Raw genomic sequence first — 13,378 nt, 5'->3', positions numbered from 1 at the left:
CGCGATGAGGCCATGTCAGTCGATATTAATATTGCCTGACACAATGCTATCGCGGGCAAGCCCGCTCCCACAGGGTTCAGTGGATAGCCACAAAGTTGCGTACACCCAACCGACTAATCCACACCGCCATCAAAATCACCGATCCACCCAACAACAACCGCCCCAGCTCTTCATGCTGATTCCAGATCAGCAGATTGATCAGCAACCCCACCGGCACATGCAGGTTGTTCATCACCGCCAACGTCCCGCCATTCACCAGGCACGCGCCCTTGTTCCACCAGTACAACCCCAATGCAGTCGAGACCAGGCCGAGGAACAGCAGCACGCCCCATTGCAGCGGCGCTTCGGGCAGGAAGTTCTGTTTGCCGAACAGCAGAAACGCCGGCAATGCCACCGCCAAGGCGCCCAGGTAGAAGTAGCCGAAACGCCGGTAATGCGGCAGATCACTCGGATGACGGGCCACCAGATGTTTGTAGAGCACCTGCCCGGCGGCGTAGGTGAAGTTGGCCAGTTGCAGCAATAGAAAGCCCATGAAGAAATCCGGGTTGATTCGGTCAAAGCGAATCACTGCCGCGCCCGCCACCGCCACTAATGCCGCGATCAATGCCCAAGGATTGAAGCGCCGGTTCAGCGCGTCTTCGATCAGGGTCACGTGCAGCGGCGTGAGGATGGTGAACAACAACACTTCCGGCACCGTCAGCACCCGGAAGCTCAAATACAAACAAACGTAAGTCACGCCGAACTGCAGGGCGCCGATCAGCAACATCCCACGCATGAACGCCGGCTCGACCTGACGCCAGCGCGTCAGCGGAATGAACACCAGCCCCGCCAGCAGCACCCGCACCAGCACCGCGAAGTAACTGTCGACATGCCCGGCCAGGTATTCGCCGATCAAACTGAAGGAAAACGCCTGGATCAGCGTGACAAAAAGTAGATAGCCCATGCTCGCCTCATTTCGAATGGCGGCGACGATAGCGGGTTTTGCCCGTCATCGCGAACAGTCAGCAACACACAAAAACCTGTGGGAGCGGGCTTGCCCGCGAAAGCGGTGTGTCAGTCGAATTCAATGCGGCCTGACACACCGCCATCGCGGGCAAGCCCGCTCCCACAGGTTTATGTTGTGCTCAGCAAATCCCAGGCAAAAAAAAGCCCGATCTCGCTAATGCGTTCAATCGGGCTAGAGCACTCAGGAGCAACAAGTGCAAAGGGAGGTTCGATGCGCGTACAGGCTTGAAGGGTTGCGCCAGGTCACTAGAGCATCCAGCGATTATCTGGCGATTAACGGGTCAGGCGACCTGGGAAAGCTTGGCGTTGGCTTGGTTCAGGCCTTTCTCCTGGAAGCCGCCGCCCAGGTTCATGCCTTCGGCGTGAATGAACGTTACGTCGTGGATGCCGATGAAGGCCATGACCTGGCGCAGGTACGGTTCCTGGTGATCCGAGGCGGCTCCGGCATGGATACCACCGCGAGCGGTCAGCACATAAGCGCGTTTGCCGCTGAGCAAACCTTGCGGGCCGGTTTCGGTGTACTTGAAAGTCACGCCGGCACGCAGCACGTGGTCGAGCCAGGCTTTAAGGGTGCTCGGAATGGTGAAGTTGTACATCGGCGCAGCCATCACCAGCACGTCGGCGGCCAGCAGTTCATCGGTCAGCAGGTTGGAGCGTTCCAGCGAGGCTTGCTCGATGTCATTGCGTTGTTCGGCAGGTTTCATCCAGCCGCCCAGCAAGTTGATGTCCAGATGCGGCACCGGGGTGGTGGCCAGGTCACGGACAGTGATCTGGTCGGCTGGGTGTGCGGCTTTCCATTGGCTGATGAAGGTCTGGGTCAGCTGGCGGGAAACCGAGTCTTGCTGACGGGCGCTGCTTTCGATGATCAGAACACGGGACATGGGATGTAGCCTCCATCTGAGAATGCTGTAGGTCGATGGAGTGAAGGTTAAACAGAGTCATATCGATGAAAAAGCGCAAATAACTGCTATAAAGCATCGATAAATTCGTTTATAAGCGGAGCATGCCCCAGCCGGCTTGCTCCGCTCGATGTCATTTCGGGGTGCAGGTCAGGTTGATACGCATCTTGATGATGGTCCGGTTGAACTTGGCGGTAGCATTTTTGTGTTTTCCGGCGGCCACTTCGATGTTGCGGGTCCGGGGCGCTTCCGGGCCATTGTTGAAAACTACCTTACAGATCGCATCGGTGGTGCCGTAGTTGTTCACTTGAATGGAGGCGATATCGGCATCTGTATCAAAGGCGTTGTAGTCGATGCTCAAGCCGTTCAATTGCTTTTGAACGTCGATCGGATAAGCAAATGCAGTCAGCGGCAACATCGCCAACACCGCACAACCCGCCATCACACAACAAAGTTTTTTCATTCAGCAGCCTCCAATAGGGACTGCCAGCTTAGGACAAGAGGAGCTCAACATGAAAGCGCCCCGCGTGACCCTTGATCAATGGCGAACATTGCAGGCCGTGGTCGATCACGGCGGTTTCGCCCAGGCCGCCGAAGCGTTGCACCGCTCGCAATCGTCGGTCAGCTACACCGTAGCGCGCATGCAGGACCAACTCGGTGTGCCATTGCTGCGCATCGACGGCCGTAAAGCGGTGCTCACCGAAGCCGGCGGCGTACTGTTGCGCCGTTCCCGGCAATTGGTGAAACAGGCCAGCCAACTGGAAGACCTGGCCCATCACATGGAGCAAGGCTGGGAAGCGGAAGTGCGGCTGGTGGTCGATGCCGCCTACCCCAGCGCCCGCCTCGTTCGCGCACTGACCGCGTTCATGCCGCAAAGCCGTGGCTGCCGGGTGCGTCTGCGCGAAGAAGTGTTGTCGGGTGTCGAGGAAGTGTTGCTTGAAGGCGTGGCCGATCTGGCCATCACCGGTTTCAGCATTCCCGGTTATCTGGGCGCAGAATTGAGCGACGTCGAATTTATCGCAGTCGCCCACCCCGAGCATCCCTTGCATCGTCTGAACCGCGAACTGAACTTCCAGGACCTGGAAAGCCAGATGCAAGTGGTGATCCGCGACTCCGGCCGTCAACAACCGCGAGACGTCGGCTGGCTCGGCGCCGAACAGCGCTGGACCGTTGGCAGCCTGGCCACCGCCGCGACTTTCGTCAGCAGCGGCCTGGGCTTCGCTTGGCTGCCCCGGCACATGATCGAGCGCGAACTGAAGGAAGGGACGCTCAAAGTGCTACCGTTGGACCAGGGTGGCAGTCGCAACCCGAGCTTCTATCTGTATTCAAACAAGGACAAACCCTTGGGCCCGGCCACGCAGATTCTCATCGAACTGCTGCGCACCTTCGATACCGCGCCGCTGGATGCGCCCTTCGCCGCCCCTGAACAAGCCTGACACGGAGTGTACCCATGGCCTATTTCGAACATGAAGGTTGCAACCTGCACTATGAGGAATATGGCCAAGGCACGCCGTTGCTGCTGGTTCACGGGTTGGGTTCCAGCACCCTGGACTGGGAAATGCAGATCCCGGCGCTCTCGGCCCATCATCGGGTGATTGTCCCGGATGTGCGCGGCCACGGGCGCTCCGACAAACCCCGCGAGCGTTACAGCATCGCCGGGTTCAGCGCCGACCTGATTGCGTTGATGGAACACTTGAATCTTGGCCCTGCACATCTTGTCGGGCTTTCGATGGGTGGCATGATCGCTTTTCAACTGGCGGTGGACCAGCCGCAACTGCTCAAGAGCCTGTGCATCGTCAACAGCGCGCCCGAGGTCAAACGGCGCAGCCGCAACGATTGCTGGCAGTGGTTCAAGCGCTGGAGTCTGATGCGCGCGCTGAGCATGGGCACCATCGGCAAGGCCCTGGGTGCCAAGCTGTTTCCCAAACCCGAGCAAGCTTCGCTACGACAAAAAATAGCGGCGCGCTGGGCAAAAAACGACAAACATGCTTATCTCGCCAGCTTCGATGCGATCGTTGGCTGGGGGGTTCAGGAACGACTTTCCAAGGTCTCCTGTCCAACCCTCATCGTCAGCGCCGACCGTGACTACACCCCGGTCGCGCTGAAAGAAACCTATGTAAAACTGCTGCCCGATGCGCGGCTGGTGGTGATCGCCGACTCGCGTCACGCCACCCCGCTGGATCAACCCGAACGCTTCAACCAAACGCTGCTCGAGTTTCTCACCGCAGTCGACACCACCACTCAGGATCACTGACCCATGCTGAAAAAAATCGCCCTCGTCGCCGGCTCCGTTCTGTTTGCCGCCAACCTGATGGCCGCCACACCCGCCAAGGCGCCGCACGTGCTGCTGGAAACCACCAACGGCCAGATCGAAATCGAACTGGACCCGGTTAAAGCGCCGATCAGTACCAAGAACTTCCTTGAGTACGTCGACAGCGGCTTCTACAACAACACGATTTTTCACCGTGTGATTCCTGGGTTCATGGTCCAGGGCGGTGGTTTCACTCAACAGATGCAGCAAAAAGAAACCAAGGCGCCGATCAAGAACGAATCCAAAAACGGACTGCATAACGTGCGTGGCACGCTGTCCATGGCTCGTACTTCCGTCCCGGATTCGGCCACCAGCCAGTTCTTCATCAACGTCAAAGACAACGACTTCCTGGACCAGGGCGACGGCTATGCCGTGTTCGGTAAAGTTGTTAAAGGGATGGACGTCGTCGATGTCATCGTCAACTCCCAGACCACCACCAAAAGCGGCATGAAAGACGTGCCGGCCGACCCTGTCTTCATCAAGTCGGCCAAGCGCATCGACTGAGAGTAAGCTGGACAGGGAGTTTTGAGCGGTCGCCGGTTCCTCCGGCGCCGCTCATATCGTTTAAAGGAGAGCCCGTGCGCGGGCGAAGAATTGATGCTTTATCGCCGTTTTGAAAAACTGATCGACATTTTCCGCGATGCACCGACGGCGGCTCCGCCGGATCGGGTTCTCCCCTTCTATACCTATTACCTGAAGCAGGTCTGGCCGAGTTTCGCCGCCCTGCTGATCGTCGGCCTGTTCGGCGCGCTGATCGAAGTGGCGCTGTTCAGCTATCTGAGCCGCATCATCGACCTCGCCCAAGGCACGCCCAACGTCAATTTTTTCAAGGAACACGGCATCGAACTGGCCTGGATGGCGGTGGTTGCGCTGGTCCTGCGCCCGATATTCGTCGGCTTGCATGACTTGCTGGTGCACCAGACCTTGAGCCCCAGCCTGACCAGCCTGATCCGCTGGCAAAACCACAGTTATGTGCTCAAACAGAGCCTCAATTTCTTCCAGAACGACTTCGCCGGGCGCATCGCCCAACGCATCATGCAGACCGGCAACTCGTTGCGAGATTCCGCTGTGCAAGCGGTGGACGCGCTATGGCACGTGCTGATCTACGCGATCAGTTCACTCGTGCTGTTCGCCGAAGCCGACTGGCGCCTGATGATCCCGCTGCTGACCTGGATCGCCGCCTTCATCGGCGCCCTCTACTACTTCGTGCCACGGGTCAAGGAACGCTCGGTGGTGTCGTCCGATGCGCGCTCCAAACTCATGGGACGGATCGTCGATGGCTACACCAACATCACCACCCTGAAGCTGTTCGCCCACACCAACTTCGAGCAGCAATACGCCCGCGAAGCGATCAAGGAGCAAACCGAAAAAGCCCAACTGGCCGGCCGTGTGGTAACCAGCATGGACGTTGCCATCACCAGCATGAACGGCCTGCTGATCGTCAGCACCACCGGTCTCGCGCTGTGGCTGTGGACGCAATCGCTGATCACGGTGGGCGCCATCGCCCTCGCCACAGGCCTGGTGATCCGCATCGTCAACATGTCTGGCTGGATCATGTGGGTGGTCACTGGCATTTTCGAAAACATCGGCATGGTTCAGGACGGTTTGCAGACCATTTCCCAGCCAGTCAGCATCACCGACCGTGAGCAGGCCAAGCCTTTGAACGTGGCGCGTGGCGAGGTGCGTTTCGATCACGTCGATTTTCACTATGGCAAGAAAAGCGGGATCATCGGCGACCTCAACCTGACCATCAAACCCGGCGAGAAAATCGGCCTGATCGGCCCGTCCGGTGCCGGCAAATCGACGCTGGTCAATCTGCTGTTGCGCCTCTATGACGTGCAGGGCGGGCGGATTCTCATCGACGGCCAGAACATCGCCGAAGTCGGCCAGGAAAGCCTGCGTGAACGCATCGGCATGATCACCCAGGACACCTCGCTGCTGCACCGTTCGATCCGCGACAATTTGCTGTACGGCAAACCCGACGCCACCGATGCCGAACTCTGGGAAGCGGTACACAAGGCCCGTGCCGACGAATTCATCCCCTTACTGTCGGACTCTGAAGGCCGCACCGGTTTCGATGCTCACGTCGGTGAACGCGGAGTGAAACTCTCCGGTGGCCAGCGTCAGCGGATTGCCATCGCCCGGGTGCTGCTCAAGGACGCGCCGATCCTGATCATGGACGAAGCCACCTCGGCACTGGACTCGGAAGTCGAAGCGGCGATTCAGGAAAGTCTCGAAACCCTGATGCAGGGCAAAACCGTGATCGCCATCGCCCACCGCCTCTCGACCATCGCGCGGATGGACCGCTTGGTGGTGCTGGAAAACGGCAAGATCGCCGAAACCGGCAGCCACGCCGAACTGCTGGCCCATGGCGGCTTGTATGCGCGGTTGTGGCAGCACCAGACCGGGGGGTTTGTCGGGATCGATTGAGGCGTGCGATCAACACCACCCCTGTGGGAGCGAGCTTGCTCGCGATGACGGTGTGTCAGTCAACATCCAAGTCGACTGTGAGTCCGCTATCGCGAGCAAGCTCGCTCCCACAGGGGTTTGCGGCGTCCTGACAGATTGGTCAGAACTCCAACACCATCTCATGCCACGCCATCCCGCCATGGTCGGACGCCGAAGGCTTGATGTAGGCAAAACCAAACCCGGCATAGAGCGCAATGTGCCGCTCCTTGCACATCAGATGGATGCTGGCCTTGTTCAGTGCGCGCATGCGCTGGATGAACTCATCCAGCAAGCGTTTCGCCAGACCCTGCCCTTGGTAGTCCGGATGCACCACCACTGACATGATCACTACGTGCGGGCCGGCCGGGTCGTGGCCGATCAGCTCCTTGAACGCCTCGTCCGACATCTCCACCTCAAACGCCGCACCGGAATTGATGAAACCGGCTACAACGCCATTCACTTCAACAACGATGAAGCCCTCGGGCCAGGTGGCGATGCGGGTGGCGATTTTCTCGCGGGTGGCGGCTTCATCGCCTTCGTAGGCAACGGTTTCGATGGCATAGCAGCGGTCCAGATCAGCGGGGCTGACGTGGCGGATGACGGTGTTCATGGCAGCTCGGAATCGGCGTGGGAAAGGTTGGGGATCATAAATCAGCATCAACACGACATCGAGAGGCGAATCACCGATCCGCCTCTCGATCCAGGCCATTACGCCTTGAGCGGCAGCCAGATTTCCAGCACGCCGGTATTGAGCTTCGGGTTGAAATCGTCGCTGTAGCGTTCGAACTCCGGCGCGTCCGCAGCTTCATGACCGGACTTCGGCAACCAGGTTTTCCAGATGTATTGAAAGGTCTGGGGCAAGGTATCCAGAGAGCCCTTATGTTCGAAGACTGCATACTTCTGAGGCTGAACTTCGATCCAGCGGTACTTCTCGGGCAGGTCGTCGAGTTTGCTGATTTCGACACCGGCTATGTACTCGAAACCACCCTTGCCATCCGGATTGCAGCAGATGCCGTAGGTTACTTCGCTTTTCTGACCGGGAATTTTGCCAATCTCGGGAATGAATTTCTCCCATAGGTCGGGGATCGCTTTGGTCGTATCCGCTGTAAATCGTCCACCAAGCCCCGCTATGAGCATGAAGTGCCCGTTTTCGAAGCGTGGCTCGGCCGTTTCGACGCCTGTTTGCTCATCCATGACTCAACTCCTGGTACAAAAGGTGGGTTCGGCTGGGAGTATAGAAGCCAAACCCGATTCGCCCAATTACAGTGCGTGCAACTGTTCGATGGCGCCTGGACCGATGAACTCGTTATAACCAGATAGGATCACGTAGACCGCGAAATAGCAGAAGATCGCTGCCGATGCCATGTAGGAATAACGCAGCAATTTGTCACCGAGCAGTTTGCCGCCGTGGCTCGCAGCGAAGCACAGACCGACACACCAGAGCACTCCGGCGCACAGGAAACCGCCGAGAAACAGCGCCGAGCTGAGCGCGCCACCGCCACCGGAACGGGCAATCAGCGTGCCGCCCACCGCGGCGAACCAGAGAATGGCACTGGGCGATGACATGGCGAGAAAAATCCCGCGAAAAAACTCGCGCCGGTGCGAGTTATGCCCCACCTCCGGGGTTTGCGCCAACAGCGCTTCATGGTGGATCGCCGAATAAATCATCTTCGCCGCGAAATACACCAGCAACGCCGACCCGCCAATCCACAACACCCAGCGCACGGTATCGTACTGCAGCAATACGGTCATGCCGGCCAAGGCCAGCACGGCGTAAATCAGGTCGCCGACACACGTCCCCAGCCCCAGGGCAAAGCCTTGAAAATAGCCGCGCTGCATCGCCAGCGTGATCATCGCGATATTGGCCACGCCGATGTCCAGGCACAGCGAAAGGCTCAACAAGAAGCCACTGGTAAATTCCATCGACCATATCCTTGGGAAAAATTTATTGATGCGCAGGCTAGACAGTTTGCCACGACTGCCCTTACATTCCGCCACAGGCCACCGCAGTGGCCAGCGTCGCTCGGACGGTTCCGGGCGCTTACGTTATCCGAGGCAACAATGGCCGAACAAGGTTCGCCGCGCCGCTTTGCGCGCATAGATCGACTCCCCCCTTACGTTTTCAACATCACTGCCGAGCTGAAGATGGCCGCCCGTCGTCGTGGCGAAGACATCATCGACTTGAGCATGGGCAACCCCGACGGCGCCACGCCGCCGCACATCGTCGAAAAACTCGTCACCGTCGCCCAGCGTGAAGACACCCATGGCTATTCCACGTCCAAAGGGATTCCGCGCCTGCGCCGGGCGATCTCCAACTGGTACAAGGATCGCTACGAAGTTGATATCGACCCTGAAACCGAAGCCATCGTCACCATCGGTTCCAAGGAAGGTCTGGCGCATTTGATGCTGGCCACCCTCGACCAGGGCGACACTGTGCTGGTGCCGAACCCGAGCTACCCGATTCATATCTACGGTGCCGTGATTGCCGGCGCCCAAGTGCGGTCGGTGCCACTGATCCCTGGCGTGGATTTCTTCGCCGAGCTGGAACGGGCGATTCGCGGCTCGATCCCGAAACCGAAGATGATGATCCTCGGTTTCCCGTCCAACCCTACCGCTCAGTGCGTGGAGCTGGATTTCTTCGAGCGGGTGATCGCCCTCGCCAAACAGTACGACGTTTTGGTGGTGCACGACCTGGCCTACGCCGACATCGTCTACGACGGCTGGAAAGCCCCGTCGATCATGCAAGTGCCCGGCGCCAAGGACATTGCGGTGGAGTTTTTCACCCTGTCCAAGAGCTACAACATGGCCGGCTGGCGCATCGGTTTCATGGTCGGCAACCCAGAGCTGGTCAACGCCCTGGCGCGGATCAAGAGCTACCACGACTACGGCACGTTCACCCCGCTGCAAGTCGCGGCCATCGCAGCGCTGGAAGGCGATCAGCAATGCGTCAAAGACATTGCCGATCAGTATCGGCAGCGGCGCAACGTACTGGTCAAAGGCCTGCATGAACTGGGCTGGATGGTCGAAAACCCGAAAGCATCGATGTATGTCTGGGCCAAGATTCCCGAGGCTTACGCACACATGGGCTCGCTGGAGTTCGCCAAGAAACTGCTGGCCGAGGCCAAGGTCTGTGTCTCACCGGGTGTGGGATTTGGCGAGTATGGGGATGATCATGTGCGCTTCGCGCTGATCGAAAACCAGGACCGGATTCGTCAGGCCGTACGCGGCATTCGCGGGATGTTCCGGGCGGATGGGCTGGTACCGAAAACTAACGGCTAACACGTAACCTGTGGGAGCGGGCTTGCCCGCGATGACTGCATCACATTCAACATTAATGTGACTGACCAGCCGCCATCGCGGGCAAGCCCGCTCCCACATTGGTTTTATGTTCAGCCTTGAAATCGATCACCCACAAAAAAACCGCATCACTGCGGTTTTTTTGTGTCTGTCGAATCGCTTAAACGAACAACGACAACAGCAGGATGAAGCCCAGGCCCACCACGGACAGGATGGTTTCCATCGCGGTCCAGGTCTTGAAGGTTTCCGCTACGGTCATGTTGAAGTACTGCTTCACCAGCCAGAAACCTGCGTCGTTAACGTGGGACAGGATCAACGAACCGGCACCGGTGGCCAGCACCAGCAGCTCACGGTTCACGCCCGGAATCATCCCCACCACCGGCACCACGATGCCTGCGCCAGTAATGGTTGCCACGGTTGCCGAACCGGTCGCGATGCGAATCACCGCCGCCACCAGCCAGGCCAGCAGAATCGGCGAGATCTGTGCCGCCACCGCCATGTGACCGATCACATCACCTACACCGCTGGTTACCAACATCTGCTTGAAGCCGCCACCGGCACCGATGATCAGAATGATCGCGGCGGTCGGTGCAAGGCTTGCATCCAGCCATTTCATCATTTGGCTGGAACCGATGCCCTGCTTGTAGCCGAAGGTATACAGCGACAGCAGCAATGCCAGCAGCAGCGCCGAGATCGGGTGACCGATCAGGTCCATGAAGGCGCGGAAGAAGTTGCCGTCCGGCAGCGCCACATCGGCAAAGGTCTTGAGCAGCATCAGGAACACGGGCGACAGCACGGTGACCAAGGTAATGCCGAAGCTCGGCAGATCGCCTGCATCCTCATCGCGCACCAGTTGATCCACCAGTTCCTGATTCGGATGACCAGGAATGTGCTTGGCAATGAACGTGCCGTAGATCGGACCGGCGATAATAGCGGTCGGCAACGCAACGATCAGACCGTAAAGAATGGTTTTACCGATATCGGCACCGAACACACCGATGGCCAGCAGCGGACCCGGGTGCGGCGGCACCAGGCCGTGTACCGCGGACAGACCAGCCAGCAGCGGGATACCGATCTTGATGATCGACACACCAGTGCGACGGGCCACGATGAACACCAGCGGAATCAGCAGCACGAAGCCGATTTCGAAGAACAGCGGAATGCCGACCAGGAACGCGGCGAACATCATTGCCCACTGCACCTTGTCCTTGCCGAAGGCGCGGATCAACGTCTGCGCAATCTGATCCGCACCGCCTGATTCGGCCATCATTTTGCCGAGCATGGTGCCCAGCGCCAGGATGATGCCGACAAAACCAAGAACGCCACCGAAGCCGTCCTGGAACGCCTTGATGATGGTGCCGATCGGCATGCCGGACGTCAGCCCGAGGAAGGCGGCTGCGATGATCAGTGCGAGGAATGGGTGCAACTTGAACTTGGTGATCAGGACGATAAGCCCGATCACCGTGACCACTGCATCTAGCAGCAGAAACGTCTCGTGGGACATGCCAAACATTAGGGGTGTCTCCTGTTTGTTGTTGTTATTAAAGCGGTTAATCAGAAGCCGTCAGGACAGCGCTATCTTTTGGAGTAAAACTCAACTGGCGAGTTTCAAGCCATGATCGAGCCACCAGACATGAGCCTGCTTTGCCAACTCATCGACGCTATGGCTGGACGCATCCAGAGCCAGGGTCAGGGGCTCACCAACGGGCGATTCAAGTGTGGCGAACTGGCTGTCGATCAGGGTCGACGGCATGAAGTGGCCCGGCCGATGAGACACACGATCGGCGGCGACTTCAGGGGTCAGCTCAAGGAAAACGAAGCCCAGGCCCGGCAAGGCACTGCGCAAGCGTTCGCGGTAACTGTGTTTGAGGGCCGAGCAGGTCAGCACTGGGCGTTCGCCCTTGGCATCGATGCGGCGCAGTTCATCGCACAGGCTGTCGAGCCAGCCGGCACGGTCTTCGTCATTCAGGGGGATACCCGCGCTCATCTTTTCGATATTGGCGGCAGGGTGAAAAGTGTCGCCTTCAATGGCGGTCGCGCCGCTAAGATGGCACAGGGACTGGCTGACGCAGGTCTTGCCGCAACCGGCAACGCCCATGATGACCAGGGCGGTGATGGGATGATTCATGTAACACCTCAGCGCGCAGACAGCGCTACCTTTGCTACGTAAGACTCAAGTGCAAAAGCAGAAGTTGCCGACGCCTTCTTGTCATTTTTGTGGGTTGCAGCATGTTCGTTCTCGATGCCAAAAAGCGAGGATCAGGCAAACCTCGTTCACGCATTTGCAGCTGCATCGAGACAGCGCTACCTTAGTGCCTTGAATTTTGTTTGGCAAGCCGTCCGATGATTACCCCTAAAAACGATAAAAATACTCGCACCACTGGCCGTCCTACCCTCAACGAAGTCGCGCGCCTGGCCGGTGTCAGCCCGATTACCGCGTCCCGCGCCCTGCGCGGCGTCAGCACGGTGGCCACCGAACTGGTGGAAAAAGTCCAGAAGGCCGCCCTCGACCTGAACTACGTGGTCAACCCCGCCGCCCGCGCATTAGCCTCGGCCCAGAGCCATTCCGTGGTGGTTTTGGTGCCGTCGCTGTCTAACCTGCTGTTCATCGACACGCTGGAAGCCATTCATCAGGTTTTGCGACCAAAGGGCTTCGAAGTGCTGATCGGCAACTTCCATTACTCGCGTGATGAAGAAGAAAACCTGCTGCGCAATTACATGGCTTATCAGCCTCGCGGTTTGTTGCTGACCGGTTTCGACCGCACCGAAAGTTCGCGACGAATGATCGAGGCCAGCAACATTCCCTGTGTCTACATGATGGAACTGGACAGCGCGGCCGGGCTCAATTGTGTCGGCTTTTCGCAAGTCGCTGCCGGCGAAACCGCTGCCGAGCATTTGCTGTCACGCGGTCGCAAACGCCTGGCCTACATCGGCGCGCAACTGGATCAACGCACGCTGCTGCGCGGCGAAGGTTTCCGTCGCGCGCTGCAAAAGGCCGGCTTGTATGATCCGGACCTGGAAGTGCTGACACCGCGAGCCTCGTCGGTGGGTCTGGGCGGCGAATTGTTCCTGCAACTGCTCGTAGCCCATCCAGACGTCGATGCGATTTTCTTCGGCAACGACGATCTGGCCCAGGGTGCGTTGCTCGAAGCGTTGCGCAATGGAATCAAGATCCCCGAGCGCGTGGCGATCCTCGGCTTCAACGACTTGCCGGCGTCTGAGCACATGGTCCCTCGCCTGAGCAGCATCAGCACCCCACGAGAAGCCATTGGCCGTCGCTCCGCGGAGCTGATGCTGACCTTGCTGGCCGGCAATTCAGTGACCAAACCGGTGCAGGATATGGGCTTTGAATTGAAGGTGCGCGAGAGCACCTGAAGCGCGACCATTCCCACGCTCCGCGTGCTAGATTCCGATACCT

At 58.7% G+C, this 13,378-nt stretch carries 14 protein-coding genes; 6 read left to right on the top strand and 8 right to left on the bottom strand.

All coding sequences use genetic code 11. The features are described 5' to 3' along the window. Nucleotides 1-76 precede the first annotated feature (76 nt). The 3 genes from JFU11_RS10835 to JFU11_RS10825 form a co-directional block, all read right to left on the bottom strand. Nucleotides 77-943, bottom strand: a complete 867-nt coding sequence (locus JFU11_RS10835) for a carboxylate/amino acid/amine transporter (protein ID WP_201060592.1) — start codon at nt 941-943, stop codon at nt 77-79. Between the two features lie 343 nt (nt 944-1,286). Continuing rightward, nucleotides 1,287-1,886: an FMN-dependent NADH-azoreductase gene (locus JFU11_RS10830; RefSeq protein ID WP_123719236.1), complete on the bottom strand. Its 600-nt coding sequence runs from the start codon at nt 1,884-1,886 to the stop codon at nt 1,287-1,289. A 151-nt stretch (nt 1,887-2,037) separates the two neighbouring features. Next, complete coding sequence (locus JFU11_RS10825) at nt 2,038-2,367, bottom strand: 3-phosphoglycerate kinase (RefSeq protein ID WP_123719237.1); 330 nt, start codon at nt 2,365-2,367, stop codon at nt 2,038-2,040. Nucleotides 2,368-2,416: 49 nt separating this feature from the next. On the opposite strand from JFU11_RS10825, the gene JFU11_RS10820 reads away from it, so the two are divergent. From JFU11_RS10820 to JFU11_RS10805, 4 genes are all read left to right on the top strand, one after another. Beyond that, on the top strand, nt 2,417-3,340 hold the full coding sequence (locus JFU11_RS10820; protein ID WP_030131889.1) for a LysR family transcriptional regulator: 924 nt from the start codon (nt 2,417-2,419) through the stop codon (nt 3,338-3,340). Between the two features lie 14 nt (nt 3,341-3,354). Beyond that, entirely contained in the window at nt 3,355-4,158 is an 804-nt protein-coding gene (locus JFU11_RS10815; RefSeq protein WP_201060591.1) for an alpha/beta hydrolase, read from the top strand. A gap of 3 nt (nt 4,159-4,161) precedes the next feature. Further along, nucleotides 4,162-4,719 carry a peptidylprolyl isomerase A gene (locus tag JFU11_RS10810; protein WP_007902463.1) on the top strand — a complete coding sequence of 186 codons (558 nt, stop codon included), beginning with the start codon at nt 4,162-4,164 and terminating at the stop codon, nt 4,717-4,719. Nucleotides 4,720-4,812: 93 nt separating this feature from the next. Continuing rightward, nucleotides 4,813-6,645 (top strand): ABC transporter ATP-binding protein, encoded by a 1,833-nt coding sequence (locus JFU11_RS10805; RefSeq protein WP_123719238.1) that lies wholly within the window; start codon nt 4,813-4,815, stop codon nt 6,643-6,645. A gap of 139 nt (nt 6,646-6,784) precedes the next feature. Here the strand turns inward: JFU11_RS10805 and JFU11_RS10800 are convergent, their stop codons facing one another. From JFU11_RS10800 to JFU11_RS10790, 3 genes are all read right to left on the bottom strand, one after another. Further along, a complete protein-coding gene (locus tag JFU11_RS10800; protein ID WP_123719537.1) occupies nt 6,785-7,273 on the bottom strand; it encodes an N-acetyltransferase in 489 nt (162 codons plus the stop codon). Nucleotides 7,274-7,371: 98 nt separating this feature from the next. Beyond that, complete coding sequence (locus JFU11_RS10795) at nt 7,372-7,857, bottom strand: GyrI-like domain-containing protein (protein WP_048395713.1); 486 nt, start codon at nt 7,855-7,857, stop codon at nt 7,372-7,374. A 66-nt stretch (nt 7,858-7,923) separates the two neighbouring features. Further along, entirely contained in the window at nt 7,924-8,586 is a 663-nt protein-coding gene (locus JFU11_RS10790; RefSeq protein ID WP_201060590.1) for a LysE family translocator, read from the bottom strand. Between the two features lie 138 nt (nt 8,587-8,724). Here JFU11_RS10790 and alaC point away from each other — a divergent pair, with 138 nt between their 5' ends. Continuing rightward, nucleotides 8,725-9,942 (top strand): alanine transaminase, encoded by a 1,218-nt coding sequence (alaC, locus tag JFU11_RS10785; RefSeq protein ID WP_123719240.1) that lies wholly within the window; start codon nt 8,725-8,727, stop codon nt 9,940-9,942. A gap of 178 nt (nt 9,943-10,120) precedes the next feature. Here alaC and JFU11_RS10780 read toward each other — a convergent pair whose 3' ends face one another. Together JFU11_RS10780 and JFU11_RS10775 are read right to left on the bottom strand one after the other, a co-directional pair. Further along, nucleotides 10,121-11,473 (bottom strand): GntP family permease, encoded by a 1,353-nt coding sequence (locus JFU11_RS10780; RefSeq protein ID WP_123719241.1) that lies wholly within the window; start codon nt 11,471-11,473, stop codon nt 10,121-10,123. Nucleotides 11,474-11,554: 81 nt separating this feature from the next. After that, entirely contained in the window at nt 11,555-12,088 is a 534-nt protein-coding gene (locus JFU11_RS10775) for a gluconokinase (RefSeq protein ID WP_123719242.1), read from the bottom strand. A 215-nt stretch (nt 12,089-12,303) separates the two neighbouring features. Here JFU11_RS10775 and JFU11_RS10770 point away from each other — a divergent pair, with 215 nt between their 5' ends. Next, nucleotides 12,304-13,335 carry a LacI family DNA-binding transcriptional regulator gene (locus JFU11_RS10770; RefSeq protein ID WP_201060589.1) on the top strand — a complete coding sequence of 344 codons (1,032 nt, stop codon included), beginning with the start codon at nt 12,304-12,306 and terminating at the stop codon, nt 13,333-13,335. Nucleotides 13,336-13,378: the final 43 nt, after the last annotated feature.

This window comes from Pseudomonas sp. TH37, assembly GCF_016650735.1.
GTDB classification, from domain to species: Bacteria; Pseudomonadota; Gammaproteobacteria; order Pseudomonadales; family Pseudomonadaceae; genus Aquipseudomonas; species Aquipseudomonas farris.
Note: the sequence above shows the minus strand (reverse complement) of the source record. Positions and strands in the feature narration are given on the sequence as shown.

Coding starts and splice junctions, on each gene's coding strand:
- alaC (WP_123719240.1), top strand. CDS start 8,725: ATGGCCGAACAAGGTTCGCCGCGCCGCTTTGCGCGCATAGATCGACTC.
- JFU11_RS10805 (WP_123719238.1), top strand. CDS start 4,813: ATGCTTTATCGCCGTTTTGAAAAACTGATCGACATTTTCCGCGATGCA.
- JFU11_RS10770 (WP_201060589.1), top strand. CDS start 12,304: ATGATTACCCCTAAAAACGATAAAAATACTCGCACCACTGGCCGTCCT.
- JFU11_RS10835 (WP_201060592.1), bottom strand. CDS start 943: ATGGGCTATCTACTTTTTGTCACGCTGATCCAGGCGTTTTCCTTCAGT.
- JFU11_RS10790 (WP_201060590.1), bottom strand. CDS start 8,586: ATGGAATTTACCAGTGGCTTCTTGTTGAGCCTTTCGCTGTGCCTGGAC.
- JFU11_RS10810 (WP_007902463.1), top strand. CDS start 4,162: ATGCTGAAAAAAATCGCCCTCGTCGCCGGCTCCGTTCTGTTTGCCGCC.
- JFU11_RS10800 (WP_123719537.1), bottom strand. CDS start 7,273: ATGAACACCGTCATCCGCCACGTCAGCCCCGCTGATCTGGACCGCTGC.
- JFU11_RS10815 (WP_201060591.1), top strand. CDS start 3,355: ATGGCCTATTTCGAACATGAAGGTTGCAACCTGCACTATGAGGAATAT.
- JFU11_RS10830 (WP_123719236.1), bottom strand. CDS start 1,886: ATGTCCCGTGTTCTGATCATCGAAAGCAGCGCCCGTCAGCAAGACTCG.
- JFU11_RS10825 (WP_123719237.1), bottom strand. CDS start 2,367: ATGAAAAAACTTTGTTGTGTGATGGCGGGTTGTGCGGTGTTGGCGATG.
- JFU11_RS10780 (WP_123719241.1), bottom strand. CDS start 11,473: ATGTTTGGCATGTCCCACGAGACGTTTCTGCTGCTAGATGCAGTGGTC.
- JFU11_RS10775 (WP_123719242.1), bottom strand. CDS start 12,088: ATGAATCATCCCATCACCGCCCTGGTCATCATGGGCGTTGCCGGTTGC.
- JFU11_RS10820 (WP_030131889.1), top strand. CDS start 2,417: ATGAAAGCGCCCCGCGTGACCCTTGATCAATGGCGAACATTGCAGGCC.
- JFU11_RS10795 (WP_048395713.1), bottom strand. CDS start 7,857: ATGGATGAGCAAACAGGCGTCGAAACGGCCGAGCCACGCTTCGAAAAC.